20 protein-coding genes are annotated in these 24421 nt (G+C 64.6%); 7 read left to right on the plus strand and 13 right to left on the minus strand.

The window, feature by feature from the left end:
• Positions 1 to 87: 87 nt before the first annotated feature.
• The 5 genes from HHA01_RS13650 to HHA01_RS13670 are packed head-to-tail and all read right to left on the minus strand — an operon-like array spanning position 88 to position 7263.
• Positions 88 to 1896 (minus strand): monovalent cation:proton antiporter-2 (CPA2) family protein, encoded by a 1809-nt coding sequence (locus HHA01_RS13650; RefSeq protein WP_141321645.1) that lies wholly within the window; start codon positions 1894 to 1896, stop codon positions 88 to 90.
• A gap of 30 nt (positions 1897 to 1926) precedes the next feature.
• Positions 1927 to 2325, minus strand: a complete 399-nt coding sequence (locus tag HHA01_RS13655; RefSeq protein WP_141321647.1) for an NUDIX hydrolase — start codon at positions 2323 to 2325, stop codon at positions 1927 to 1929.
• A gap of 57 nt (positions 2326 to 2382) precedes the next feature.
• On the minus strand, positions 2383 to 3006 hold the full coding sequence (locus HHA01_RS13660) for a CerR family C-terminal domain-containing protein (protein WP_141321649.1): 624 nt from the start codon (positions 3004 to 3006) through the stop codon (positions 2383 to 2385).
• Positions 3003 to 6104 carry an efflux RND transporter permease subunit gene (locus HHA01_RS13665; RefSeq protein ID WP_141321651.1) on the minus strand — a complete coding sequence of 1034 codons (3102 nt, stop codon included), beginning with the start codon at positions 6102 to 6104 and terminating at the stop codon, positions 3003 to 3005. Before HHA01_RS13665 ends, HHA01_RS13660 begins: the two co-directional genes overlap by 4 nt.
• Positions 6105 to 6138: 34 nt before the next feature.
• Positions 6139 to 7263, minus strand: coding sequence for an efflux RND transporter periplasmic adaptor subunit (locus tag HHA01_RS13670; protein WP_141321653.1), 1125 nt, complete (start codon positions 7261 to 7263; stop codon positions 6139 to 6141).
• A gap of 522 nt (positions 7264 to 7785) precedes the next feature.
• Between HHA01_RS13670 and HHA01_RS13675 the strand changes: the two genes are divergently transcribed.
• Together HHA01_RS13675 and HHA01_RS13680 are read left to right on the plus strand one after the other, a co-directional pair.
• A complete protein-coding gene (locus HHA01_RS13675; protein WP_141321655.1) occupies positions 7786 to 8043 on the plus strand; it encodes a hypothetical protein in 258 nt (85 codons plus the stop codon).
• A gap of 62 nt (positions 8044 to 8105) precedes the next feature.
• Entirely contained in the window at positions 8106 to 9287 is a 1182-nt protein-coding gene (locus HHA01_RS13680; protein ID WP_141321657.1) for a low temperature requirement protein A, read from the plus strand.
• Between the two features lie 123 nt (positions 9288 to 9410).
• On the opposite strand, the gene HHA01_RS13685 is transcribed toward HHA01_RS13680, so the two are convergent.
• The 4 genes from HHA01_RS13685 to HHA01_RS13700 all read right to left on the minus strand — a co-directional run bounded on the left by HHA01_RS13685 (position 9411) and on the right by HHA01_RS13700 (position 16454).
• Positions 9411 to 11504: a TonB-dependent receptor family protein gene (locus HHA01_RS13685; RefSeq protein ID WP_141321659.1), complete on the minus strand. Its 2094-nt coding sequence runs from the start codon at positions 11502 to 11504 to the stop codon at positions 9411 to 9413.
• Positions 11505 to 11705: 201 nt separating this feature from the next.
• A complete protein-coding gene (locus HHA01_RS13690) occupies positions 11706 to 12020 on the minus strand; it encodes a hypothetical protein (protein WP_141321661.1) in 315 nt (104 codons plus the stop codon).
• A gap of 115 nt (positions 12021 to 12135) precedes the next feature.
• Positions 12136 to 13425 (minus strand): ribonucleotide-diphosphate reductase subunit beta, encoded by a 1290-nt coding sequence (locus HHA01_RS13695; RefSeq protein ID WP_141321664.1) that lies wholly within the window; start codon positions 13423 to 13425, stop codon positions 12136 to 12138.
• Between the two features lie 128 nt (positions 13426 to 13553).
• On the minus strand, positions 13554 to 16454 hold the full coding sequence (locus tag HHA01_RS13700) for a ribonucleoside-diphosphate reductase subunit alpha (protein ID WP_141321666.1): 2901 nt from the start codon (positions 16452 to 16454) through the stop codon (positions 13554 to 13556).
• 417 nt (positions 16455 to 16871) lie between these two features.
• Between HHA01_RS13700 and HHA01_RS13705 the strand changes: the two genes are divergently transcribed.
• Entirely contained in the window at positions 16872 to 17579 is a 708-nt protein-coding gene (locus HHA01_RS13705; protein WP_141321668.1) for a winged helix-turn-helix domain-containing protein, read from the plus strand.
• 9 nt (positions 17580 to 17588) lie between these two features.
• On the opposite strand, the gene HHA01_RS13710 is transcribed toward HHA01_RS13705, so the two are convergent.
• Positions 17589 to 18503 (minus strand): LysR family transcriptional regulator, encoded by a 915-nt coding sequence (locus HHA01_RS13710; protein WP_141321670.1) that lies wholly within the window; start codon positions 18501 to 18503, stop codon positions 17589 to 17591.
• Positions 18504 to 18759: 256 nt separating this feature from the next.
• On the opposite strand from HHA01_RS13710, the gene HHA01_RS13715 reads away from it, so the two are divergent.
• Both HHA01_RS13715 and HHA01_RS13720 read left to right on the plus strand, forming a co-directional pair.
• A complete protein-coding gene (locus HHA01_RS13715; RefSeq protein ID WP_141321672.1) occupies positions 18760 to 19527 on the plus strand; it encodes an MliC family protein in 768 nt (255 codons plus the stop codon).
• Between the two features lie 317 nt (positions 19528 to 19844).
• The gene (locus HHA01_RS13720; protein WP_141321674.1) at positions 19845 to 20447 is read left to right on the plus strand and encodes an FMN-dependent NADH-azoreductase; all 603 of its coding nucleotides are present in this window, start codon (positions 19845 to 19847) and stop codon (positions 20445 to 20447) included.
• Positions 20448 to 20502: 55 nt separating this feature from the next.
• Here the strand turns inward: HHA01_RS13720 and HHA01_RS13725 are convergent, their stop codons facing one another.
• Both HHA01_RS13725 and HHA01_RS13730 read right to left on the minus strand, forming a co-directional pair.
• Positions 20503 to 21573 (minus strand): metal-dependent hydrolase, encoded by a 1071-nt coding sequence (locus HHA01_RS13725; RefSeq protein ID WP_141321676.1) that lies wholly within the window; start codon positions 21571 to 21573, stop codon positions 20503 to 20505.
• 7 nt (positions 21574 to 21580) lie between these two features.
• On the minus strand, positions 21581 to 22120 hold the full coding sequence (locus HHA01_RS13730) for a DNA-3-methyladenine glycosylase I (RefSeq protein WP_141321678.1): 540 nt from the start codon (positions 22118 to 22120) through the stop codon (positions 21581 to 21583).
• Positions 22121 to 22215: 95 nt separating this feature from the next.
• Here HHA01_RS13730 and HHA01_RS13735 point away from each other — a divergent pair, with 95 nt between their 5' ends.
• Positions 22216 to 22656 (plus strand): VOC family protein, encoded by a 441-nt coding sequence (locus tag HHA01_RS13735; protein WP_141321680.1) that lies wholly within the window; start codon positions 22216 to 22218, stop codon positions 22654 to 22656.
• A 13-nt stretch (positions 22657 to 22669) separates the two neighbouring features.
• On the plus strand, positions 22670 to 23122 hold the full coding sequence (locus HHA01_RS13740; protein WP_141321682.1) for an META domain-containing protein: 453 nt from the start codon (positions 22670 to 22672) through the stop codon (positions 23120 to 23122).
• Between the two features lie 104 nt (positions 23123 to 23226).
• On the opposite strand, the gene HHA01_RS13745 is transcribed toward HHA01_RS13740, so the two are convergent.
• Positions 23227 to 24165: a co-chaperone YbbN gene (locus tag HHA01_RS13745; RefSeq protein WP_141321684.1), complete on the minus strand. Its 939-nt coding sequence runs from the start codon at positions 24163 to 24165 to the stop codon at positions 23227 to 23229.
• Positions 24166 to 24421: the final 256 nt, after the last annotated feature.

Below are 24421 nucleotides of genomic sequence, written 5' to 3' on the forward strand. Positions count from 1 at the left end.
CGAGCCGGGCGGTGCCAACATACTGCTCGCCACTCGCCACTCGCCACTCGCCACTCGCCACTCGCCACTCGCCACTCGCCTCACGCCTCACGACTCACGCTTCGGCGCGTCGGTGACCACTTCCTCGTCGGCTTCGAAGAGCTCCTCCAGTTCCTGGGCGGCTTGCTGGAGGGTCTGGATCTGCTGGGCTTCGTCGTTGGAGACTTCCATCTGTCGCAGCAGGGTGGTGGCGTCGTGCTGGCGGAAGGTCGCGACGGTGTGGCGGGCGCTGTCGCGATCGATGCCCAGGGCAACCAGAATCTCCTCTGTCAATTCTAGGCTGGCCGGCAGCAGGTCACGCACGACGTCGTTGATGCCGTGGCGCATCAGCAGTTGGGCGTGATGACGATTGCGGGCGCGGGCGAAGAGGCGCAGTTTCGGGAAGCGACGCTGGACCTTCTCGACGATGCGCAGCGAGGTTTCGATATCCGAGATGGCGATCACCAGGATATGCGCGCGCTCGGCGCCGGCGGCCTCCAGCAGGTCGAGCCGCGAGGCATCGCCGAAGTAGATCTGGTTGCCGTAGCGGCGCACGAAATCCACGTGCTCGGCGTTGATGTCGAGGATGGTGTAGGGAATCTGCAGGCCCTGCAGGGTCCGGCCGATGACCTGACCGAAGCGCCCGAACCCGGCGATGATGATGCGCGGCGCGTGATCGTCCGGCTTGTCGTACTCGCGCGGCGCGCTGCCGGCCACGAAACGCGGGCGTACCAGGCGGGCGTGTAGCTGGAAGAGGATCGGCGTGGCTGCCATGGACAGCGAGACCACCAGCACCAGCAGGCCGACCAGATCGGAGCCCATCAAGCCGGCACTGGCAGCGGCGGTGAGCAGCACGAAGGCGAACTCGCCGCCCTGGGGCAGCAGGGCCGCCAGGTTCAGTGAGTCGCGCCAGTCGACGCCGTAGCCGCGCGCCGCGGCCAGCACACCCAGCCACTTGGTCGCCAGCAGCAGGGCGGTCAGCCCCAGCACCACGCCCGGCTGCTCGACCAGTTGGCCAATCGGCGCGGTCATGCCCACGGCCATGAAGAACAGGCCCAGCAGCAGGCCGCGGAAGGGCTCGATATCGGCCTCGATGCTGTGGCGGTATTCGGAGTCGGCGAGCAGTACGCCGGCCAGGAAGGCGCCCAGGGCCATCGACAAGCCGGCCAGCTCCATGGCCAGTGCCGCGCCGATCACGACCAGCAGCGAGGTGCCGGTGAAGACCTGGCGACTGCGCGCAGCGGCGGCGGCCCGGAACAGCGGGCGCAGCAGGTAGCGGCCGCCGATGATCAGGGCGGTAAAGGCACCGATGCCGATCAGCAACTCGCGCAGCATGACCTGCCAGCCGCCGGCGATGGCCGCGCCGCCTGCCAGCAGCGGAAGGATGGCGATCGCGGGAATGGTCGCCATGTCCTGGAACAGCAGGTCGGCGAAGCCGAGTCGGCCGTGGCGGGTGTTCAGCTCGCCCTGCTCGCCTAGCAGCTGAAGCACCAGTGCCGTGGAACACAGGGCCAGGCTGAAGCCGACGACCAGTGACACTACAGGGGGCAGTCCGAACACCAGGGCCAGGCCGGACAACGCCAGGGTGCCGATCAGCATCTGCAGGCCGCCGAAACCCAGCACCGGCTTGCGCATCAGCTTGAGGCGGGCCGGCTTGAGCTCCAGGCCGATCACGAACAGCAGAAAGACGATGCCCACCTCGGAGAAGTGCAGGACCTCCTCGGCATCGGGCACCAGGCCGAGCGCGGAAGGGCCGATGATCACCCCGGCGATCAGGTAGCCGAGCACCTCGCCGAGCCCCAGACGCTTGACCAGCGGCACGATGACCACGGCCGCGGCGAGAAAGATCAGGGCATTGTAGAGCAGGTCGATAGCCACTCGGTCACTCCTTGATGAAGGGGCCAGGGGTCAATGTCGGGCACGCGGCAGGATGATATCCCGTGTCAGCGGCGCCAACGGCATGGTGTCGGCTTCCTCGAGGGTCACCCAGCGCATCTCGGCGATTTCCGCGGCCGCCCGTGGCTCACCGTCCAGCCTGGCACGAAACAGGTGGGCGACGAGCTGATGGCCGGGCTCGTTGGCTGCCGGCGCCTCGAATTCGCCGAGTGGTTCGAGCAAGCGAGGCAGGCAGCCGAGCTCTTCCTCGATCTCGCGGGCCAGGGCCGTCGCCGGCGCCTCATCGGGCTCCAGCTTGCCACCGGCCTGCATGAAGGCATCGGTACCCTGCTTGCGTACCAGCAATAGGCGGCCGGCGTCGTCCTGAATCAGGGCCGCGGCGATATGCAGGGTAGGGGCGGTGACAGGCATGGCGGGCTCCGTTGGATGAGTATCCTATGTTACCACCCTGTGCCATCGGGCGTGCTGTTACGCGACCGGCTCGAATAGCCGCAGATGCGAGACCACCACCTCTTCCATGGCGTTCAGGGTGTCGTCATCGACCTGCTGCAGGGAAAGGCGGCGCAGCAGCGGTTCGCGGGCGATCAGGAAGAAAACGATCTGGCCCACCAGGGTGTGGGTCTCGAGCGTCGTGACGGGGTCCTCGACATCCCGGCCGGTCAGGCAGGCGATGTGCTGGCTGAGGGTGAGCTGCACCACCCCGAAGGCCTGATGCTGGAGGATATCGAAGGCGTCGCTGGGGTGAAGCTGCTCGCGCATGACCATCAGCAGCCATTGGCGGCATTCGACGTCGGCGGCGAAGGTGCGCACCATGCGACGCACCAGGCGTTCGAGCTCGCGACGTGCCATGGCGCGGTCTTCCGGCATGCTCCCGGCGGCCTGGATGCCCAGGCGTTCGCGCAGGGCGCCGGCGATGTAGCGGGCCGCGGCCAGGTAGAGGCCATGCTTGTTGTCGAAGTAATAGGCGATGGAGCCGATATTGGCCTGTGCCGCGTCGGCCAGCATGCGTGTGGTGGTGGCCTTGTAGCCGTGCTCGCCGAACAGCCGGATGCCGGCCCGAATCAGGCGATCGCGGGTGGTGTCATCGCTCATGACGCGACTCCTGGATGGTGGTGGCGCGTGTCGATGCCGAAAAAGAGGGTATACAGCACCGGCACGACGCCGAGGCTCATGATGGTACCGACGCCCAGGCCACCGGCCATGGCAGCCGCCATGCCGTAGAACAGGGGGTCGCGGCCGATGATCAGGGGCAGGAAACCCAGCACCGTGGTGATGGCCGACATCAGGATGGGGCGCAGGCGTCGTGCCGAGGCCTGGATCACGGCATCGCAGTGTGACGCATGGGCTCCCGCGGCGCGCCGCTCGATGTCGATGCGGTCGATCAGCACGATGGCATTGTTGATGATGATGCCGGCCAGGCTGTAGAGGCCGAGCATGACCATGAAGCCGAAATCGGCACGGCTGGCCAGCAGCCCCAGGGCGACCCCGACGATCACCAGCGGAATGGTGGTAATGATCAGCAGCGGTCGCTTGAAGGAATTGAACTGGGCGACCAGCAGGATGAAGATCAGGCCGATGCACAGCGGCAGGTTGGCCTGCAGGGCCGCCTGGCCTTCCGCCGACTCCTTGACCACGCCGTCGAACTCGATCCAGTGCCCCGGCGGCAGCTCATCCTCGAGCTTGCGCAGTGCCGGGGTGACGCGTGGCACCATGTCCTCGGCCGTCAGCTGCTGGTTACGGCCCTCGATGGTGATGGTGCGTACCAGGTTCTCGCGATCGATGCGGTAATAGCCGTTGTCCAGGCGTACTGTGGCGACCTGGTTGAGCGGGACGCCGGCATCGCGGCCTTCCTCGGGATAGACCGTCAGCGATTCCAGGTGCTCGAGGCTGCCGCGCCGGGGCTCGTCATAGCGCATCATGAGAGGAATGGTGTCGTCGCCCTCGCGATAGTGACCGAGCTGATAGCCATTGATGGCGCCCTTGAGCGAGCGGGCGATATCCTGCGAGGTGATGCCGGCGCGGCGGGCCTGTGCCTGGTCGACATCGATGCGCAGCGCAGGAATGCGTGCCTCCCAGCTGTGGCGGATGTCCCGGGCGCCATCGACGCCATGCAGAATGTCTTCGACCCGCTGGGCGGCCTGGAAAAGCACGCCACGATCGGGCCCCTTGACCTGAATCTGGAGCAGGGTGCTGTCCGAGGGGCCGAGGAACATCCGGGTGACCTGGGGCGAGATGTCCGGGTGATGGGTGGCCAGATAGTGTCGCGTGGCCTGGATCACGGCATCCACCCGGTCGCGGTCATCCACGTTGAGCACCATGAAGCCCTTGTTGGGCGCCGGGTCGATGGGCGTCAGTGACAGCACGAAGCGTGGCCCCCCGAACCCCGCATAGGCGGCCACACTGGTGAGGTCGTCGCGCAGGGCCGGGGCGTCGAGCAGGTCCCCGCTCAGTGCCTGAACCCGGCGGTCGGTGGCATTGGCGGCAATGTCGGAGGGAAAGTCGATGGTCACCAGGACCTGGCTGCGGTCCGAGTCGGGAAAGAATTTCTGGGGGACCAGCTGCATCATCAGCACGCCGCCGGCCAGCGCCCCGCCCATCAGGATCAGAAACAGCACCCGGTGGTGCAGTACATGCCGCAGCAGGCGGGCATAGCCCGTCGAGACCCGGCGGAAGAGGCGGTCCGAGAGCGTCGCGGCCCTGTCCTGCCGTGATGGAACGGGTCGCTTGAGGAAACGGTGGCACAGGGCCGGCGTGACCGTCAGCGACAGGAACCACGAGCTCAGCAGGGTGATGGCGATGACGATGGAGATCGAGCGGGTGTATTCGCCGGCCACATGCTCGGCCAGCATCAGGGGCAGAAAGACCAGGATGGTGGTCAGGGTGGAAGACAGCAGCGGCATGGCCAGCTCGCCGCCGGTTTCGGCGAGTGCCTGATCACGCGTCGCCCCGGCTTCCAGGCGTGTCTTGAAGTCCTCGGCGATGACGATGGCGTTATCCACCAGCAGCCCGAGGGCGATGACCAGGGTGGCCAGGCTGGCGCGCTGCAGGGTCATCTCGGTCAGGCCCATGACGGCCAGGGTCACCAGCATGACGGCGGGGACCAGCGAGCCCACGATGAGGCCGGTCCGCAGCCCGAGGAAGAGCACCACCACGGCCAGCACGATGGCCAGTGTCTGGATGACACTGGCGGTGACGCCGTAGACGGCATTGGCGACCTGCTCCGGCTGGAAGGTCATGATGTCCAGCGCATAGCCGGCCGGTAGGGTGGCGCTCACTTCATCCAGGCGCGCCTTGATGGCATGGCCGAAGTCGAGGACGCTCTGGCCTTCGAGCATGGAGATGGCGAAGACGATGGCCGGCTCGCCGTTGAAGTAGGCCGTGCGATGGGCCGGGTCTTCATAACCGCGACGAATCTCGCCCAGGTCGCGCAGCCGCAGCGTGCCGCCCTCGGGGAGGCGTATCTCGGTGTTGCCCAGCGCTTCGAGGCTCTCGAACTCGCCGCTGACTTTCAGAGCCAGACGCTGCTCGCCGGTATCCAGCACGCCGCCCGGCGGATAGATGTTGCGTGCCTCGATCTGGCTGGCCAGGGAGGAGGGCGACAGGCCCAGCTCGGAGAGCCGCGGGGCGGCGATATCGAGAAAGATCCGCTCTTCCTGAAGGCCGAGCAGCTCGACCTTGCGGGTGCCCTCGACGCCGTAGAGGGCGGCCCGGATGTGCTCGGCCATTTCCTGCTGTGCGGCCTGGGGGAAGTCGTTCGCGGTCAGCGCTGCGGTGACCACGGCCACGTCGCCGAAGTCATCGTTGATGACCGGTTCCTGGGCACCGGCCGGGAGTCGTGGGCGGGCTGCGTCGACCTTCTGGTGCAGCTCGTCCCAGATCTGCTCGAGCTCGAAATAGCGGTCCTTGATCTCGACGTGCAGGATCGAGCGACCGCGCATCGAGGTGGAACGAATGCGCTCTACCTCGCCGATGGTGCGGATGCTCTCTTCCAGCGGCTTGCTGATGTGCTGTTCGACCTGCTCCGCCGGCAAGCCGGGGTATTCGGTGGTCACCAGGGCCTCGCGGATGGTGATCTTCGGGTCTTCGCGGGCCGGCATGTCGAAATAGCTGAACAGGCCATACAGCATGGCAATCAGCGTCGCCAGATAGAGAACCGGACGGCGGCGGTGAGCAAGCTGGCTTAGGTTCATGACACTTCCCGGTTGTCAGGCGCGTCGGCGGCGCTCAGTTGTAACGTTCGGGGCCCTGACCGAGCAGGCTTACCACCTGGCCGGGTTCCACGAATTCGGCGCCGCGCGCCACGATGCGCTGGCCCGGTGCCAGGTCGCCCCGCACCCGGGCCTGTTCGCCGTTGAGCTCGACCACCTCGACCGCCACTCTGACCAGCTTGCCGTCGTCGGCGATGCGCAGCACATGAGCGCTGTGGTCGCCGTCATGGATCAATGCCGTGAGCGGAATCGACAGGCTGTCGGTGTCGGCGGCTTCCGTGGTCGGCGTGAGCCTCACCTCGGCGGTCATGCCGGCGCGCACGCTCGGCGGCGGATCGTCGAGTGCCAGGATGACCGGGTAGTCGTTGGACGAGCGTGGCTGGGTACCCAGGTGCGTCAGCCTGGCGGGCAGCGTGGTGCCACCCAGCGCCGGCAGGCTGACACGCTGCGTCGAGCCGGCCTCGAGGTGGCCGATGAGGGTCTCGGGCACGCTGGTGGTCACCTCGAAGCCGTCCCGGTCGGAGATGACGTCGACAATGGCCTGATTGGCCGAGACGCGTTCCGCGGGTTCGGCCCGACGTGCGCTGACGGTCCCCTCGAACGGCGCTTCGAGGGTGGTCTGCTCGAGGTCGCGCTCGGCGATCTGCAAGGCCGCGAGCGCTGACTCATGGCGCGACTCGGCGGTGTCCAGGGCAGCGCGGGCGCTATCGAGCCGGGTATCGCTGGCGTAGTTGCGTTCGGCGAGGCGCGACTGGCGACGGAAGTCCTGGCGACTCTCGGTCAGTGAGGCCTCGGCCTCCTTGGCTTCGGCCCGCCGCTGCCGGGCCACGAGCCGATAGCGCGCGTCATCCAGCCGCGCCAGCACATCGCCGGCCTGGAAGGTGTCGCCGACGTCGAGTTCGAGCTGCTCGAGTTTGCCGGAGACCCCGAAGCTCAGCGTGGTGTGCTCGACGGCTTCGACCCGGCCCGCCAGATGAATGGCCGAGTCGCCGTTGCTGTCCGGGATCCTGTAGCTGTCGACGACGCGCGGGACCGCGGTGTCGGTGGTGTCTTCCGGGGAGCAGGCGGTCAGCGTCAGGGCCAGTGCGAGGGGCCCGAACAGCATCGGGAGCAGTCTGGTGGGCCGTGGCACAGGGGGCATGGCAGGAGTCCTCGATGACGCAGGCGCACAGGGTTGCAGGTGGGGCGACAAGCTTTCGTGCAGTGTATTAATCAGTTGATTAAATCGCAAGTCAAAAAATCGGCGGGTATCCCGCCGATTCTCGGCTCCGGTGTGCCCGGGGCTGTCAGGACGTGGCTGTCTCCAGCCGGCCCGGCCATCCGGTCAACCTGAGGCCGCTGTTTCAGCTGTCATCGGGCTTGCGGTAATGCCCGGGGACGGTGACACGGTCGCCATTGGCTGTCTGGCGCACATGGGTCGGCACATAGACACGCTTGATGACGCTCTTGCGTTCGGTCATGAGAGGTCTCCTTGACACTCGACTCGATGCAACGGACCCCCATAGCCTAGCGGCAACATCGGATGAGAATCAATATTGTTAATAACAATTTGTTGGCCGAGGTGTGAGGCGAGGTCGCGCGCCGGGCGGAATGCCCGGCCCGTGTACTTGTCAGCGGTCAATGGGTAAGCTGGAAGCGAACGAGTGATATTCAGGGAGAGATGATGCGTACCTTGTTGATTCTGTTGATCGGCATCGTGGCAGTGTGGTTGATGGTCCGGTATTGTCCGCGAGCGCATCGGCGTCCGGCAGCGATTGCCTTCTCGCTGACCTGGCTGCTGGCCTGTGGCTGGAACCTCACCGTGGGGGTGTCGCATGGCTACGCGCTCGGCGAGGAACTGGCGATTCATGCCGTGTTGTTCGCCGTGCCCGTCGGGCTGGCATGGTGGCGCCTCGGGCGGCGAACGCCGCCCACGTCGTGAAGCGCCAGCGTGCTACGCCGCCTTAACATTCATTTCTGTTGTTTGCATTCTCGAGGGTCGGTATGACAGCGGAACGTCCTCATCCTCTAATGCGGCCTCGTGATGGGCACGAGGCCGCCGTCAGTTATGTCGAGCTGCTGTTCGACCTGATCTATGTCTTCGCCATCATCCAGGTGTCGCATTTCCTGCTGGATAATCTGAGCCTGCTGGGCGCGGCCCAGGCCCTGCTGCTGTGGTTCGCGGTCTGGCTGGGCTGGCAGTACAGCGGCTGGATGACCAACTGGTTTGATCCCGATACCACGCCGGTGCGCTTGGTGCTGTTCGTCACCATGGCGCTGGCCCTGATGGTGGCGGCGGCGCTGCCGGAGGCCTTCGGCTCGCGTGGCCTGGTGTTCGCCGGCTGTTTCGCGGCGATGCAGGTGGGACGCTCGCTGTTCATTCTGTGGAGCCTCAGAGGGCATGGCCTGGCCGATCTGACGGCGAACTATCAGCGTATCCTGGGCTGGGCATGCATCGGGGCCGTGTTCTGGCTGGCGGGCGGCCTGGCGGAAGGGCCGATGCGTCTCGGCCTCTGGGCGCTGGCGGTCGCCTGTGAATATGTGTCGCCGATGTTCGGTTTTCGCCTGCCGGGGCTGGGGCGCTCCTACACACGGCACTGGAATATCGAGGGCGGGCATCTGATCGAGCGGTGTGCGCTGTTCATGATCATCGCGCTGGGGGAGACGATCCTGATCACCGGGGCCACCCTGGCTGGCGTCGGTGACTGGAGCCTCGGCACCCTGCTGGCGTTCGGCGTTGCCTTCCTGGAAACCGTGGCCATGTGGTGGGTCTATTTCCACATCGCCATTCGCGATGCCTCGCGGGTGATTACCGAGTCCGACGATCCGGGACGCATCGGCGCCTATTTCCACTATGTCCACGTCATCATCCTGGGCAGCGTGATCCTGTGTGCGGTGGGCAGTGAGCTGGTGATCGCACATCCGCTCGGGCACCTGACGAGCACGGTAACGACGGTGCTGCTGGCGGGGCCGATGGCGTTCCTGGCGGGCATGGCGATCTACAAGTTCGTCGTCTATGGGCGGCCGCCGCTGTCGCATCTGGCCGGCCTGGTGCTGATACCCGTGCTCCTGCTGTCGCTGACGGCTTCGCACAGTCCGCTGCTGCTGCAGGGAGCCAGCGCCGTGCTCCTGCTGGGCGTTGGCGCCTGGGAGATGTTGTCGAGGCGTGACCGGATCAGGCTCTAGCCATCAGATGGCATGGACGTTTCGAAACTCTATGCCCATGGGCGCCATCCCTCGGCACGCCTGGATGTTCTGGCTGGCCGAGTTGTTGGCGCCCCACCTTGCGCCCCGGAGTAGACGAGGGGCTTAGAAAGTCAACTCCAGGCCGGCGTAGGCGCTGCGATCCGGGGCAGTGTAGAAGTAGCGGCCGTTATTGGCGTTGATGCTGATATTGTCGTAATGCTCACGGTCGAACAGGTTCTGTACGCCCACATAAGCCTTGAGACTGGTGTCCTGGCTGAGTTTCCAACCATCGCCGGCACGCAGGTTGGCCAGCCAATAGTCATCCACCTTCACGCTGTTGGCGTCGTCGGCGTACATCGAGCCGACATATCGAGTTTCCAGCGTGGCGAAGCGCTCGCCGACGCCCTGCCAGGTCAATTGATTGACCCAGGTGCGTTCCGGAATGCCCGGAATGCGATTATTGTCGTAGTTGCCATCCTGATCCGCGTAATCCTGGAACTCGTAGCGCGCCAGGGTCAGGGCGCTGTCGAGGCGCCAGCTATCGGCGAACTGCCAACCCAGAGACACTTCCAGGCCCTCCTGGCGGCTGCGGCCGGCATTGCGGTAGAAGTCACGATCACGGCCTGCCAGCGTGTAGGAAATCAGAGAGTCCCGCACGCGAGTGGAGAACAGGGCAACGTCATAGTCGAGCCCGGCATCGACGAAGCTGCCGCGCAGGCCGATTTCGCGATTCCAGGCCTTCTGGGGCTCGAGATCAGGATTGAAACCGCCCACGCCGGCCGGGTTGGCAAACTCGGCGAAGGTCGGTGTCTCATAGGCGGTACCCGTGGAGAGATAGGCCTGATGGTTGGGCAAGTAGCGGTAGCTCAGTCCGGCGCTGCCGCTCCACTGCTCGAAGCTGCGATCGCCGCCGTTGTCGCCGTCGGTGAGGTAGTGGTCGTCGATATCGAACTGGGTATGGTCGAATCGGGTGCCGAGGGACAGCGTCCATTGGTCACTCAGCTCCAGGTCGCCCTGCACGAAAGCGCCCACCGAGGTGGCGGTCTGAGTCTCGTCGGCGGAGCGGCGCAGGTGTTCGCCGTTGATGGCCACGTCGTCGCGGTAGCGCTCGTCTGCCTGGCGCGCTACGTCAATCCCGCTCACATAGCTCAGCGGCAGGTCGCCAAGCGTCAGCGATTGGCGATATTCCGCGTTGGCACCGAAGTAGTCACGCTCATACGCGACGAAGTTACCGACGCCCACTTCACTTTCCGGGCCGGCGTAGGCTAGCTGCTGTGCGAAGTCACGATGCTGGTAGAAACCGCGCAGCGTCAGCTCACCGGGGCCTGCGGAGAGATCTTCATACTCGAGCCCCAGCACCTGTTGCTCGACGGTCTGCCCGGCGCCGATGCGCGTCGGTGAGTAGGAGTAATAGCCGAGATCGTCCAAGGTGCCGCTCCGATCGCGGGCGACGCCTGCTTCCGTCAGGGCGCCCGGGTCCTCGGACCGCGGATTGTCGAGGAGGTTGACGATGGCGGTCAACGAGCGATCCTCATCCAGTTGTCGGCTCAGTTTGGCATTGAGCAGGTATTTCTCGACATCGGCGTGGTCACGGTAGCCGTCGGTGCCCAGCGCGGAGGCGCTGATGTGGTGTGTCCAGGGGCCCTCGACGCCGCCATTGGAGACATTCAGCTTGCGATAGCCATTGCTGCCGCCTTCGATGCGTAGAGAAGTGCCGGGGTCGCTGGCTCCATCAGCGGTGGTGACGTCGATCACGCCACCGGCAGCATTGCCGTACTGAACCGCTGCCGGGCCGCGAATGACTTCGATACGCTCGGCGCTTTCGAGGTCTATGGCATCAAGCTGGGCCTGGCCATCGGGCAGGGTATAGGGAATGCCGTCGACGCGCACCGTGATGCCGCGCACACCCCAGGGGGTGCGGGCGCCGAAGCCGCGGATCGAGATGCGCTCGCCCTGGACGAAATTGTGGCTGTTCTGCAGATAGAGCCCCGGCACGATAGCCAGCGATTCGTTGAGACGCTCCCGCTGCTGACCCCGGGCGATATCTTGCTTGTCGATCACGGACACCGGCGCCGGCGTGTCAAAGAGTTCGCGGTCGAGGCGTGGTGCTGTGACGCTCATGGTATCCAGCTGCGTCGATTGCGCTAGGCTGGCGCCCGAGGCGCTCAGGGAGCCGATGATCAGGGCGAGGCGAGGGAGCGAGACACGGCAGGGCATGAGGCGGCCTTTGATGACGGTATGGAAATAATAGATAGTGTGCGAATTATCTCACTGGCAGACGCCCTCGGCAAACCGGCATCCTGCAACGTGGCTGGGGCCAGCGTCACCGGGTCGGGGTACGGTGGGTGGAAAATGAAGGACGCCCGGGCCCATCGCTGCCGTACGATGAACCCGGGCGCCCCGTATCAGGAATGGGGGTCAGTGGAAGCGTTGCGATCCGTCTTCCAGGCGGGTGAAGCGCACCGGCGGGTTATACTTCTCGCCGTCAGAGGCGCGCTCGGGGGCCGGACGCACTCGCCAGCCTCGGCAAGTGGCCCATTCCTTCAGGCCGCTGTAGTCGAGCAGCGGGAATTCACCGGTGTAGGGGTTGGGCCGGTTGGAAGGAAAGGCGTTGGCCACGTGGGGGTAATGCGCCAGGGCGGCTTCGCCCCCATGCGCTTCCAGGGCGCGATCCAGTGCGGACTGCCAGTCCTGGGCTTCGCGTTGCGTGCTGCTGCCGTGTGATACCTGCATCGAACTACCCTCCGTTGTCACACCAGTTGGTTACATCTATGGGTTGCACCCTTGGGTTTCACATCGATGACGCCTCGCCGTATGACGGAGTGGGCGAGACGCCGACGCCTTGTGGTCAGTCCCAGCTCAATGCGCCGCCGACCTGATATTCGGTGACGCGGGTCTCGAAGAAATTCTTCTCCTTGCGCAGGTCGATGATTTCGCTCATCCACGGGAAGGGGTTCTCGGCACCCGGGAACTGTTCCTTGAGGCCGATCTGAGCCAGGCGGCGGTTGCAGATGAAGTGCAGATATTCCTCCATGATGGCGGCGTTCATACCCAGCACGCCGCGCGGCATGGAGTCCCGGGCGTAGGCGATCTCGAGCTCGGTGCCCTCGAGGATCATCTGGGTGCACTCGTCCTGAAATTCGGCCGTCCACAGGTGCGGGTTCTCGATCTTGATCTGGTTGATCATGTCGACGCCGAAGTTCAGGTGCATGGACTCGTCGCGCAGGATGTACTGGAACTGCTCGGCCACGCCGGTCATCTTGTTGCGCCGGCCCATGGAGAGGATCTGGCTGAAGCCGCAGTAGAAGAAAATGCCTTCGGTCACGCAGTAGAAGGCGACCAGATTGCGCAGCAGCTCCTGATCGGTCTCGGGCGTGCCGGTATGAAAATCCGGGCGCGCCAGGGACTGGGTGTGCTTGAGGCTCCAGGCCGACTTGGCGGCCACCGAGGGAATCTCGCGGTACATGTTGAAGACTTCGCCTTCATCCATGGACAGCGACTCCACGCAGTACTGATAGGCGTGGGTGTGGATGGCTTCCTCGAAGGCCTGACGTAGCAGGTATTGGCGGCATTCGGGGTTGGTGATCAGGCGGTAGAGCGCCAGTACCAGGTTGTTGGCCACCAGCGAATCGGCGGTGGAGAAGTAGCCCAGGCTGCGTTCGACGATGCGCCGTTCATCCTGGGTGAGGCCGTCGGCGCTCTTCCACAGGGCGATATCGGCGTTCATGTTCACTTCCTGGGGCATCCAGTGGTTGGCGCTGCCGTCCAGGTACTTCTGCCAGGCCCATTCGTACTTGAAGGGCACCAGCTGATTGAGATCGGCGCGGGCATTGATCATCTGCTTGTCGTCGACCTCGATGCGCGCCGCGCCCATCTCGAGCTCTTCCAGCCCGGCCGCGACATCCAGTTCCTCGAGGGACTGCCGGGCCCGCGCCAGACGGTCTTCCTCAGCCACCTGGTACATCGCCGCGCTGTCACGCACCTCACCCACCGCCGGAGACGCCGGTTCGGCGGTATCGGCAGGCGTCATGGCCTCAGAAGCCAACGGCTGCTCCGGCATTTCCTGAGGCTTGTGTTGCGGCTTCGGCGCCTCCGCCGTCGCCGTATCATCCTCGTGAAACTCATCCCAGTTGATCATGATCTTCCTCGTTCCTCGGAAGTGAAGAGGTAAGAGGGAAGAGGGAAGGCGCCCTGCGGGCGGAAGAAAGGTCATTCTCTTCCTTCTTCATCGGCGCAAAGCGCCGTCTTCACTCTTCACTCTTGATGTTATTGGCACGCCTCGCAGCCGAGTTCGTCGATATCACCGGCGGAGGGCGCTCGGGAGCCGCCGCCGCTCTTGCCCTGCAGGAAGTCGTCGATGCCGCGGGGCTCTTCGGGCCGTGGTGCCGGTTCGGCGGGCGGAGCCGCCGAGGGCGCGGCGTTGCTCACGGCGTTGAGGCTGCCGCGCTCGACGGTGGATTTCTCCACCGCGGTGGCGCCGAGGGCGCGTAGGTAATAGGTGGTCTTCAAGCCGCGGAACCAGGCCATGCGATAGGTCACGTCGAGCTTCTTGCCGGAGACGCCCTGAATGTAGAGGTTCAGCGACTGGGCCTGATCGATCCACTTCTGGCGGCGCGCGGCGGCCTCGACCAGCCACTTGGGTTCGACCTCGAAGGCCGTGGCGTACTTGACCTTGAGATCCTCGGGCACACGGTCGATGGCGGCCACCGAGCCGTCGTAGTACTTGAGGTCGTTGATCATCACCTCGTCCCACAGGCCGCGGGCCTTGAGGTCGTTGACCATGTAGGCGTTGACCACGGTGAATTCGCCCGAGAGGTTCGATTTGACGAAGAGGTTCTGATAGGTCGGCTCGATGGACTGCGACACCCCACAGATATTGGAGATGGTCGCGGTCGGCGCAATGGCCATGACATTGGAGTTGCGCATGCCCTGGGCGCCAATCTTGTCGCGCAGTCGGCCCCAGTCCTGAGTGGTCGAAGTATCGACCTCGAGATACTGGTCGCCGCGCTCGGTCTTGAGCCTGTCGATGGAGTCGATCGGTAGCAGGCCCTGGCTCCACAGCGAGCCGTCATAGCTGGCGTAGCGGCCACGTTCGGCGGCGAGATCGCTGGAGGCCTCGATGGCATGGTAGCTCAACTGCTCCATGGAGCGGTCGGCGAACTCGACGGCCGCATCCGAGGCATAGGCGATGTCCAGGCCATAGAGGGCATCCTGAAAGCCCATGATGCCGAGTCCCACCGGGCGGTGCTTGAAGTTGGAACGCTCGGCCTGGGGCACCGCGTAGTAGTTGATATCGATTACGTTGTCGAGCATGCGCACGGCGGTCCGCACCGTCTTCTTCAGCTTCTCGGCGTCGAAGCGGCCCTCGGTGACGTGCTGGGCCAGATTGACGGATCCGAGGTTGCAGACCGCCACCTCGTCGGCGGAGGTGTTCAGGGTGATCTCGGTGCACAGGTTGGAGCTGTGGACCACGCCGGCATGCTGCTGGGGGCTGCGCAGGTTGCAGGGGTCCTTGAAGGTAATCCAGGGGTGGCCGGTCTCGAACAGCATCGACAGCATGCGTCGCCACAGGTCCTTGGCGCGCACACGCTTGAACAGCTTGAGTTCCCCCGTGCGGGTCATCGACTCGTATTGCAGGTAGCGCGTTTCGAAGGCCGCACCATACAGGTCGTGCAGGTCCGGGCAGCTGGCCGGCGACAGCAGCGTCCATTCGCCGTCCTCGAAGACACGCTTCATGAACAGGTCCGGCACCCAGTTGGCGGTGTTCATGTCGTGGGTGCGGCGGCGGTCGTCACCGGTGTTCTTGCGCAGCTCGAGGAACTCCTCGATATCCAGGTGCCAGGTTTCCAGATAGGCGCAGACGGCGCCCTTGCGCTTGCCGCCCTGATTGACGGCCACCGCGGTGTCGTTGACCACCTTGAGGAAGGGCACCACACCCTGGGACTTGCCGTTGGTGCCCTTGATCCAGGAGCCTAGCGCGCGCACCGGCGTCCAGTCATTGCCCAGGCCACCGGCCCACTTGGAGAGCAGGGCGTTGTCGCGGATGGCGCTGTAGATGCCATCCAGCTCGTCCGGCACCGTGGTCAGGTAGCAGGAGGACAGCTGGCTGTGCAGCGTGCCGGCATTGAACAGTGTCGGCGTGGAGGCCATGTAGTCGAAGCTGGACAGCAGCTCGTAGAACTCGATGGCGCGTGCCTCGCGGTCGTCCTCGTCGAGGGCCAGGCCCATGGCGACGCGCATGAACATGGCCTGGGGCAGCTCGTAGCGCACCTCGTCGCGGTGGATGAAGTAGCGGTCATAGAGGGTCTGCAACCCCAGATAGGTGAACTGGGCGTCGCGGCTGTGGTCCAGGGCCTCGCCGAGGCGCTCCAGGTCGAACTCGGCCAGGCGTGGGTCGAGCTGCTCGAACTCGATGCCCCGGGCGATGTAGGTTCGGAAGGCCGGTTTGTAGAAGTCGGCCATGTCCCGATAGGTGGCTTCGTCGGCGATGCCCAGGAAGGACAGTGCCTCGCGCCGCAGGTTGTCCTGCAACAGCCGCGCGGTGACATAGGTATAGCTGGGGTCCTTCTCCACCAGGGAACGCGCGGTCATCATCAGCGCCTGGGAAACGCCCTCGACGCTGACGCCGTCGTAGAGGTTCTTGAGCGAGTCCTCGACGATCCTGGTCGGTTCGACATTGGCCAGGTCCGCGCAGGCGTCGAAGACCAGGGTCTCGATGCGGCCGAGGTCCAGCGGGCGGGTGCTGCCGTCCGGCGCGGTGACATTGAGCGTCGGATGCGGTTTTTCGATAGCGTCGCCGGCAAAGGCGCGGGCGCGGGCATGCTCCTCGCGGTAGAGTACGTAGGCGCGTGCCACCTTCTGCTCGCCGGCGCGCATCAGGGCGAGCTCGACCTGGTCCTGGATGTCCTCGATATGCAGGGTGCCGCCATCGGGCAGGCGACGCAGGAAAGCCTGCTCGATGCTGTGCGCGGCAGCTTGCACGAAGTCGCGCACGCGGGAGGAGGTGGCGGCATTGTCGCCTTCCACGGCGATGAAGGCCTTGCTCATGGCCACGGCAATCTTGCTGCCGTCGAAGGGCACCACATCGCCGGTGCGCTTGATGATGCGCAGGGTCCGGGGAGCGGTAACGGAGACGGAAGGACGTTCCGGAGTTGCCGTGGTATCCATGGTGCCTTGGTTCCCTCTCAGGATGGCAACGCAGCGGTTGCCGTTATGGACCGGTGATAGCCAGCGAGGCATCGCCAGGGTGTATTCTTGTCAGCAGGGGCACCCGGCGACGCCATCGAGTATCAGAATGCCTGGTGAAAGCCGCCGTTGAGCACTTGTTGACAGTTTTTCAGAAGGTTGCTAGAGCCACATTATCTAGTGCATTTGGTTGCTTGAAACACAAGATAGTGTGCTTTATTTGGAGCTTCAAGTGGATAAGTTTGTGGATTGCCTGTGGTCAAAAAGGTGGGGCTGCACATGCCGGGAGCGAGGCCGCGTGGTTGAGCGGATGCCGAATTGCGGGTCGGTGACGGCGCTGTCCGACGGCGAGAAATTGAATTTTTTTGATGTCGTATCCCTGCGAGGTGACATTTGATCATGATCCCCGAGTCGGGCGCACGCCAGCGGCCTCGTGTCCTGGTCATCGCCACCGCGGCGTTCTCGACCGACCCGGTGACGGCCTGTCTGATGGCACTTTCGTGGGACGTCAGCGTGATCGATGATGCCTCTCCTCTGCAGCATCTGGCGGCGACGCGTCCCGACCTGCTCATTGTGTGCCGTGGCGGATCGGGAGCGGCCAGCGCGGTGACGTGTCAGCGGCTGCGGCGCGAGTATGCCGGGCCCTTGCTGGTCCTCGATGGGCAGCCCGAGGCGTCACGCGAGGTTCAGGCGCTGGAGGAAGGTGCGGATGACTATGTGGCGCATGACGTCGAGCCGCGGGTACTGGTAGCGCGTGCCGGCAGTCTGCTGCGCCGTCGTTCGGTGGTCGTGTCGCCGCCTGCACGCCTCAGTTTCCAGGGGCTGGAGATCGATGCCATGAACCGTGAGGCTTCCAGCGATAACGGGGTACTCGACCTGACCAGTGCCGAGTTCGACCTGTTGTGGTTGCTGGCCAGCCATGCCGGCAGTGTCGTGACCCGCGAGGAAATCTTCGGGCAGTTGCGGGGCATCAAGTACGATGGCCAGGATCGCTCGATCGATGTTCGGGTGTCGCGCATTCGGGCCAAGATCGGCGATGACCCGCATCAGCCGGCGCGCATCAAGACCGTGCGCAGTCGAGGCTATCTGTTCGTCCTGGACCCTTGAGCCGCCGGCTCAGGCCGGCTTGATGCCTTCCAGTACGGCAAAGGACGTCTCGCGCGCGGTGCGCAGGAAGTCTTCCATCCAGGGGGCCGAACGGGTGTCCTCGCGAATGGCCGCGAACAGGGTGCTCCAGACGCCGCTCTCGCCCAGTGCGACCGCCTTGACGTAATCCCGCTCCAGATACTCGGTCAGGGCCCAGTTGGGCAGCGCACAGACGCCTCTGCCACTGGCCACCAGCTGCATCATCATGATGGTCAGTTCGGCGGTGCGCACTTCCCTGGGCCTGACGCGGGCGGGGTCGAGGAACTGGGTGAAGACATCCAGCCGTGCATGTTCCACCGGATAGGTGATCAGGGTTTCCTCGGCCAGAGCCTGGGGGGTGACCCAGGACTGGTTGGCCAGCTCATGCTGACGCGAGACGGCGAGTAACCCTTCGTAGCGAAACAGGGGGTCATAGTACACCCCGGGCAGTGGCTGAGGGTCGGCGGTGATGACCAGATCGAGCTGTTCTCGGGCCAGGGCATCCAGAGGTTCGAAATGATGGCCGCCGGGGATATCCACCTCGACCTCCGGCCAGTGATCACGAAAGTGGTCCATGGTCGGCATCAGCCACTGAAAGCAGCTATGGCATTCGATGGCCATGTGCAAACGGCCCTGCTCATTGCCGGCCAGGCGCGCCAGGTCGCGTTCCGCCATGCGTACCTGGGGCAGTACTTGTTCGGCCAGTTCCAGCAGGCGCTGCCCGGCTCGCGTGAAAGTGACCGGCCGTGTCTTGCGCTCGAACAGCGGGCTGCCCAGGCGCTCCTCCAGATCCTTGATCTGGTGGGAGAGGGCCGACTGCGTCAGATGCACGCGTTCGGCGGCTTCGACCAGCGAGCCGGCGTCACGCAGGGCGATGAGGGTGCGGAGATGGCGTAGTTCGAGCATGGTCCTGAGTTTTGTTCATGTTGATGAAGAAAAAGGTTAGGTTGATTCAGTAATCCTGGCTAGCGGGGTTGGCAGGATTCTTTCAACTGCTCGAGTCCGCACCCTGACATTGACTCAAGTATCCAGTGCCTGCGTCAGCGGCATGTCCGGCCGCGTGCTGCGCATTGCCGAGCGTGAGTCGCCGGGCGGAGCCAATCCGCTCGGTGGCTGTTATGGTATCGGAACCATGGATCGTGAACGTACAAGGATATTTGCCATGTTCTGCATTTCCCCGGTTGTGCGCTTCGGCGCTCCCACTCTGCTGGCGCTCGGTCTCGCGGGCTGTGCGGCAGCCCCGTCGTCCTCGGAGGCGCCATCGCCGCCCAGCGTGGACAGTGGCGACGCCTCCTCCGAGACTTCGTCTGCCGACCAGGCGAGCAAGGCCCCCTTGCTGCCGTCTGCCCTGTTCCCCGGCGAGGCCGAGCGCTTCGTGGGCTGGCAGTGCGAGCCTGATCAGAGTCTGGTGACCGCCCATGGCGAAGACACATTGCGGCTCTGGTCGGCGCATGGGGCCTATCGCCTCGACCCAGCCGTGGTGGCCAGTGGCGCACGTTATCAGCAGGGCGACCTGAGCTTCTGGTCGAAAGGCAGTGAGGCGACGGTCGAGAGTCAATACGGGCGCCTGAAGTGCCAGCAGAATATGCGTCATCGCGCCCTGACCCGGGAGTCGCATCCCGGCGTGATGTTCCAGGCGCGTGGCAATGAGCCGGGCTGGATGATCGAACTGGCCAATGACAAGCCGCGTATCAGCATGTCGCTGGACTACGGCGAGCGCCAGGTGAACCTGCCCTACCAGGTCAAGGCACTGGATAACGATGCCGGTCGCGTGGTGCTGACCAGTGGTCAGGCAGCGCGGCCCTTCGAGCTGCGCATCGAGGCCGGCGCCTGTTTCGACGACATGAGCGGTCAGCCATGGCCGGCCAGGGTCACGCTGGAGGTCAACGACGAGGTGTATCGGGGCTGTGGCCAGGGCATTGCCCCTTAGGCAATGTCTGAAAACTGACTGTGCTCGGCTATACGACGTTGAAAATCTGCTCAAATTGCTCATTTACTCCTTGTAAACTCCGCATTTTCACAGATTTTCGCCTTGTCTAACCTTCGCTCGTCGACTTTTCAGAAGTGCCTAGGGAACCCCTGCTTGAATGCCTGCGCATGCAAGTTGCTGCGCTGGAGAGCCTGACTGTGTCGGCTGTGTTTTCGTTTTTGTCGAATGATAGCTGCGGTTTTTACCGCTTATCATCGACAAAAACGAATATAGAATGGTGAGCATTCTTACACGCATTGTTTGCGAAGGAGGTCACCATGGCCAGCAAGGTTCTCGTTCTGACGTCTTCCATTCTCGATGGCAATTCCAGCGCTCTGGCTGCTCATTTCCAGGCACAGCTTGCCGGGCGCGAGGACGTGTCGGTTACCACTCGTGATCTGGTGGCCGATGACCTGCCGCACCTGGGGCTCGCCGAGCTTTCCAGCTGGCAACTGGCGGCCGGGGAACGCACGGCCGAGCAGCGGGATCTGGCGGCGCGCTCCGACGCCCTGATCGAGGAGCTGTTGGCGCATGATGTGCTGGTGCTGGCGGTGCCCATGTACAACTTTGGCCTGCCGTCCCAGTTGAAGGCCTGGTTCGATCGGGTGCTGCGTGCGGGCGCCACCTTCCGCTATACCGAAAACGGCCCCGTGGGGCTGGTCGAGGGCAAGCGGGCGATGATCCTGGCGGCGCGCGGCGGTCAGTATGTGGGCACCGAAATGGATACCCAGACGCCCCATCTCAAGCACATGCTGGCGCATATCGGCATCACCGAGGTCGATACGGTGTTCGCCGAGGGGCTGGCCATCGGGGAATCCCGGCGTGAGGCGGCCATGGGTGAGGCACGCCAGGCGATCGACGCACTGGCGCAGCAGATCTGAGGCGTCGGCCAGTGAAGCATGCAGCGGGCGGCCCTCGGGTCGCCCGCGTCGTTTTCTACTCGCAGCGGGGCGGGGCCCGCACCACCCAGTGTGACGCGATGTGGTCGCTGAGACAGAAGCCGACGTCCGGCGCGAACATGCGCTCGACCAGGTGACGCATGGCGCCGCGCCTGTCACCTTCGCCGGCGGACAGCTGGCGCGTTGTCGCCAGAGGCTGCCAGCGGTCGGATTGTCGTTCGGCCAGGGCAAAATTGAACGGGTGGAAGCCGGGGAAGCCGAGCCTCAGGTCGGTGGCCACCAGTGTCTGTTGATTCCCGAGATTGACGCTCTCATAGCGCAGGAAGGGCCCGGCGAACCAGTCCAGGCGCTGCCCGGCGGCGGTGCCCAGGGCAACCGGCTCGAGTTCGGCCCCGCGCGAGAAGGTTTCCAGTTGGGGCGGGCGGGAGCCATCCAGCACGCCCACCAGGGTTTCATGATAATGCTCGCCGTCGACGACGGTGGCGCGCCACAGCAGGATGTTGAACGGCGTCGGCTGCACCATGCGCGGCGCGGCTGTCAGGCCGCGCTCGGCCAGCACCGGCTCCAGGCGGTGTTCGACCAGGCTCTTGGCCCCCAGTGCGGCCACCAGATAGACGCAGGACAGGGTCAGCCCCCAGGCCGGGGCGCGTCTGCCATTGCCGGTGAAAATGGCGATGATGATGCCGATCAGCAGGGGCAGGCTGAAGAAGGGGTCGATGATGAAGACCAGTGGCTCGGCAGCGGGCCGTACTGCCAACGGCCACCAGATCTGGGTGCCATAGGCGGTCAGGACATCAAGCAGAGGATGAGTCAGCAGGCAAAGCCCGAAGAAGGCCAGCCAGCGACCCGCACCGATATCGCGCCAGGGTGTCAGCCAGCGGCTGAGCAGCGCCAGGGTCGTCGCCAGGCCGGCGAGCATGAACAGCGAATGACTGAAGCCGCGATGCTGGGTGACATTGGCCACGGCATCGCCATAATCGATGAGTACATCCAGATCCGGCAGCGTGCCGAGGACGGCGCCGAAAAGCACGGCGCGCCGCCCCAGACGCCGGCCCAGTACGGTGCCGCCGATGGCGGCGCCCAGGGCCGCCTGGGTCAAGGAATCCATGGCAGCGTTACCTCGTGTGCGCCCAGGGCGGATGGCTGGCGAGGATGCGTGCCTGCACCGGGCAGGTATCACGATGGGCGCCGGGCAGGTAGCCCGTGCTCATCAGGAACTCGCCGACGATTTCCGGACCGGTAAAGCGGAAGGTGCGCTTGAACAGCTTGACCCAGTCGGCATGCGGCAGGGGATGGTGGTGGTCCAGCCAGGTCTGGAAGCTGTTATGCTCCCGCCGCAGTTGCTGGATGACGTTGGCGTTGTGGATGGCGGCATCGACCTTGAGGCGATTGCGGATGATCCCGGCATCGCTCAGCAGTCGGCTCCGCTCGTCCTCGCCATAGGCGGCGACCCGGTCGACGTCGAAATGCTCGAAGGCCGCCCGGAAGGCCTCGCGCTTCTTGAGCACGGTCAGCCAGGACAGGCCGGCCTGGTTGATTTCCAGGATGAGCCGTTCGAAGAGGGCGTCGTCATCCTCCACCGGGAAGCCGTATTCGTGGTCATGGTAGGGGCCGTGAAACGCATGGCCCGGGGCCAGGTCACAATAGTCGCTCATGAAGTATCGCTCATGGGGTAAAGGTCGCGTCGCGAGAGTGGCGGATCGATGACAGAATGCCCCGAAAGTCGCTTACTGTGAACAAGGAGATTTTCATGCAATACCTGCACACCATGGTGCGTGTCGCGGACCTCGAGGCATCCTTGCACTTCTACTGCGATTTGCTCGGCCTCCAGGAAGTGCGTCGCAAGGAAAGCGAGAAGGGGCGCTTCACGCTGGTGTTCCTGGCGGCGCCCGCCGACGAGCCACGCTCGACGGAGCAGCAGTCCCCGGAACTCGAGCTGACCTGGAACTGGGATCCCGAGACTTACACGGGCGGTCGTAACTTCGGCCATCTGGCCTATCGTGTCGATGACATCTATGCGTTGTGCCAGCACCTGCAGGATAATGGCGTCACCATCAATCGGCCGCCCCGGGATGGCCACATGGCCTTCGTGCGCAGCCCGGACGGTATCTCCGTCGAGCTGCTGCAGGCGGGCGAAGCCCGGGAGCCCAGGGAACCATGGGCCTCCATGGACAATACCGGCAGCTGGTAAAGGAACCTCGAAGATGAACGCCGTTTTACGCCATGTTTCGTGGCTGACGCTTCTGGTCATGGGCCTGGGGTTGGCTGGCTGCGCCAGTGATGCGCCGACCTCTTCCGTGGAATCCTCAGAGGAGGTGGCGGGGCCGGTGGTCGGGCCGCGCTGGAATCTCCTGCTGGTAGGTACCAGCGAGCGGCTCGACCTCTCGCCCACCCCCTACTTCCAGATCGGCGCGGATGGCCGGGTCAGCGGCCATGATGGCTGCAATGCCTTCAAGGGCAATGTCTCGCTGGGCGACAACCAGCGCATCGAGTTCGGCCAGCTGGCCTCGACGCGCAAGGCCTGCCCGGACATGCAGGACGCACGGCGGGTCACCGCCCTGCTCGATGACGCCTACCGTTATTTGATCGATCACGATCGTCTGACCTTTTTTGGGCCGGATCAGCGTGTGCTGGGCGGCTTCCGGCGCGTCGACTGATTCGGCCATCCTGCCGCCCCAATAAAACGGCCGCCCCGAGTCAGGGCGGCCGTTGATGCCTCCGGGGTTGGCTTCAGGCCGGGGCTCGTCCTGAGCGTGGCGCCTCAGTAGAGCAGGGCAAACAGCTTGCGCCGATAAGTCACGGTCAGAGGGTGATCCGCGCCCAGCGCATCGAAGACACGCAGCAGCGTCTTGCGGGCGGCATCCTCGCCATAGGCGCGATCCGAACGCATCAGCGCCAGCAGGCCTTCGAGCCCGGCTTCGTATTGACCGTCGGCCACCTGACGCAGGGCGCGTTGATAACGGGCCTCGCTGTCATCCCGTTCGCCCAGCGCCGCGATGTCATCCGCCGACAAGGCTTCCTCGCCGAACTCGATGCTGGCGCGTACGCCGCGCGCCGGTGCGGCATCGCGCTCTTCCGGCGGCAGGGCATCGATCAGCTGGCGGGCCTGTTGCGGCTCGCCATCGGCGACCAGCGCGCGTGCCAGCTCGATCTTGTAGGCATTGTGATCCGGCCATTGCTGAGCCAGTTCCTCATAGATACGCCGCGCCGTCGCGCTATCGCCGGCTTCCAGTGCCGCGGAGGCCTGCTCTTCCGGGCTCTGCTGCGCGCCCTCGGGGGCCTGGAAGTACTTGCCCAGCCAGTCACGGATGGCCTGCTCCGGCTGCGCGCCCTGCAATTGATCGACCAGGCCGCCCTGACTGACCAGCTTGACGTCAGGCGCCTCCTGGACGCCCAGTTGGCCGGCGATATCCGCATTGTCGTCGATATTGAGCTTGCCCAGCAGGAAGGCGCCATTGTGCTCGCGGGTCAGCTTCTCCAGCACCGGCAGCATGTTCTTGCTCTGCTCGGAAGCCGGCGACCAGCAGGTCAGCAGTACGGGCACCTGCATGGACATCTCGAGCAACTGTTGGATGTTGCTGCGGTCGACATCGAGGATCAGGTTGGCATCTGACTCTTGGTTGGCGCCCGCATTGGCGCCGGTATCCGCGTTGCCGTCCGATGAAAGCGGCTCACCGGTACGAGGATCGACGATTGCCATGGTGTTCAGGCCTTGTGGGTGTTAGTGAGTTTGTAGGCAAGATGCGGGTCGGATGGGCAGGATTCAAGGGGGAGCTGCGAGAAACGGGTGGTGAGTCACGAGCTACGAGCTACGAGAAACGAGCTAAGAGAAGCGAGCCGCGAGAAACGAGCCGGGCAGCAGGAGCGAACCGATGACCTTCGGATCAGAACTCGCGGCCCCGTCGTGTGGTCACGCTTCTTGCGTGCACACAAAAAAGCCGATTCCCTGAGGAACC

The sequence above is a fragment of the Halomonas halmophila genome, from assembly GCF_006540005.1.
Classification (GTDB): domain Bacteria; phylum Pseudomonadota; class Gammaproteobacteria; order Pseudomonadales; family Halomonadaceae; genus Halomonas; species Halomonas halmophila.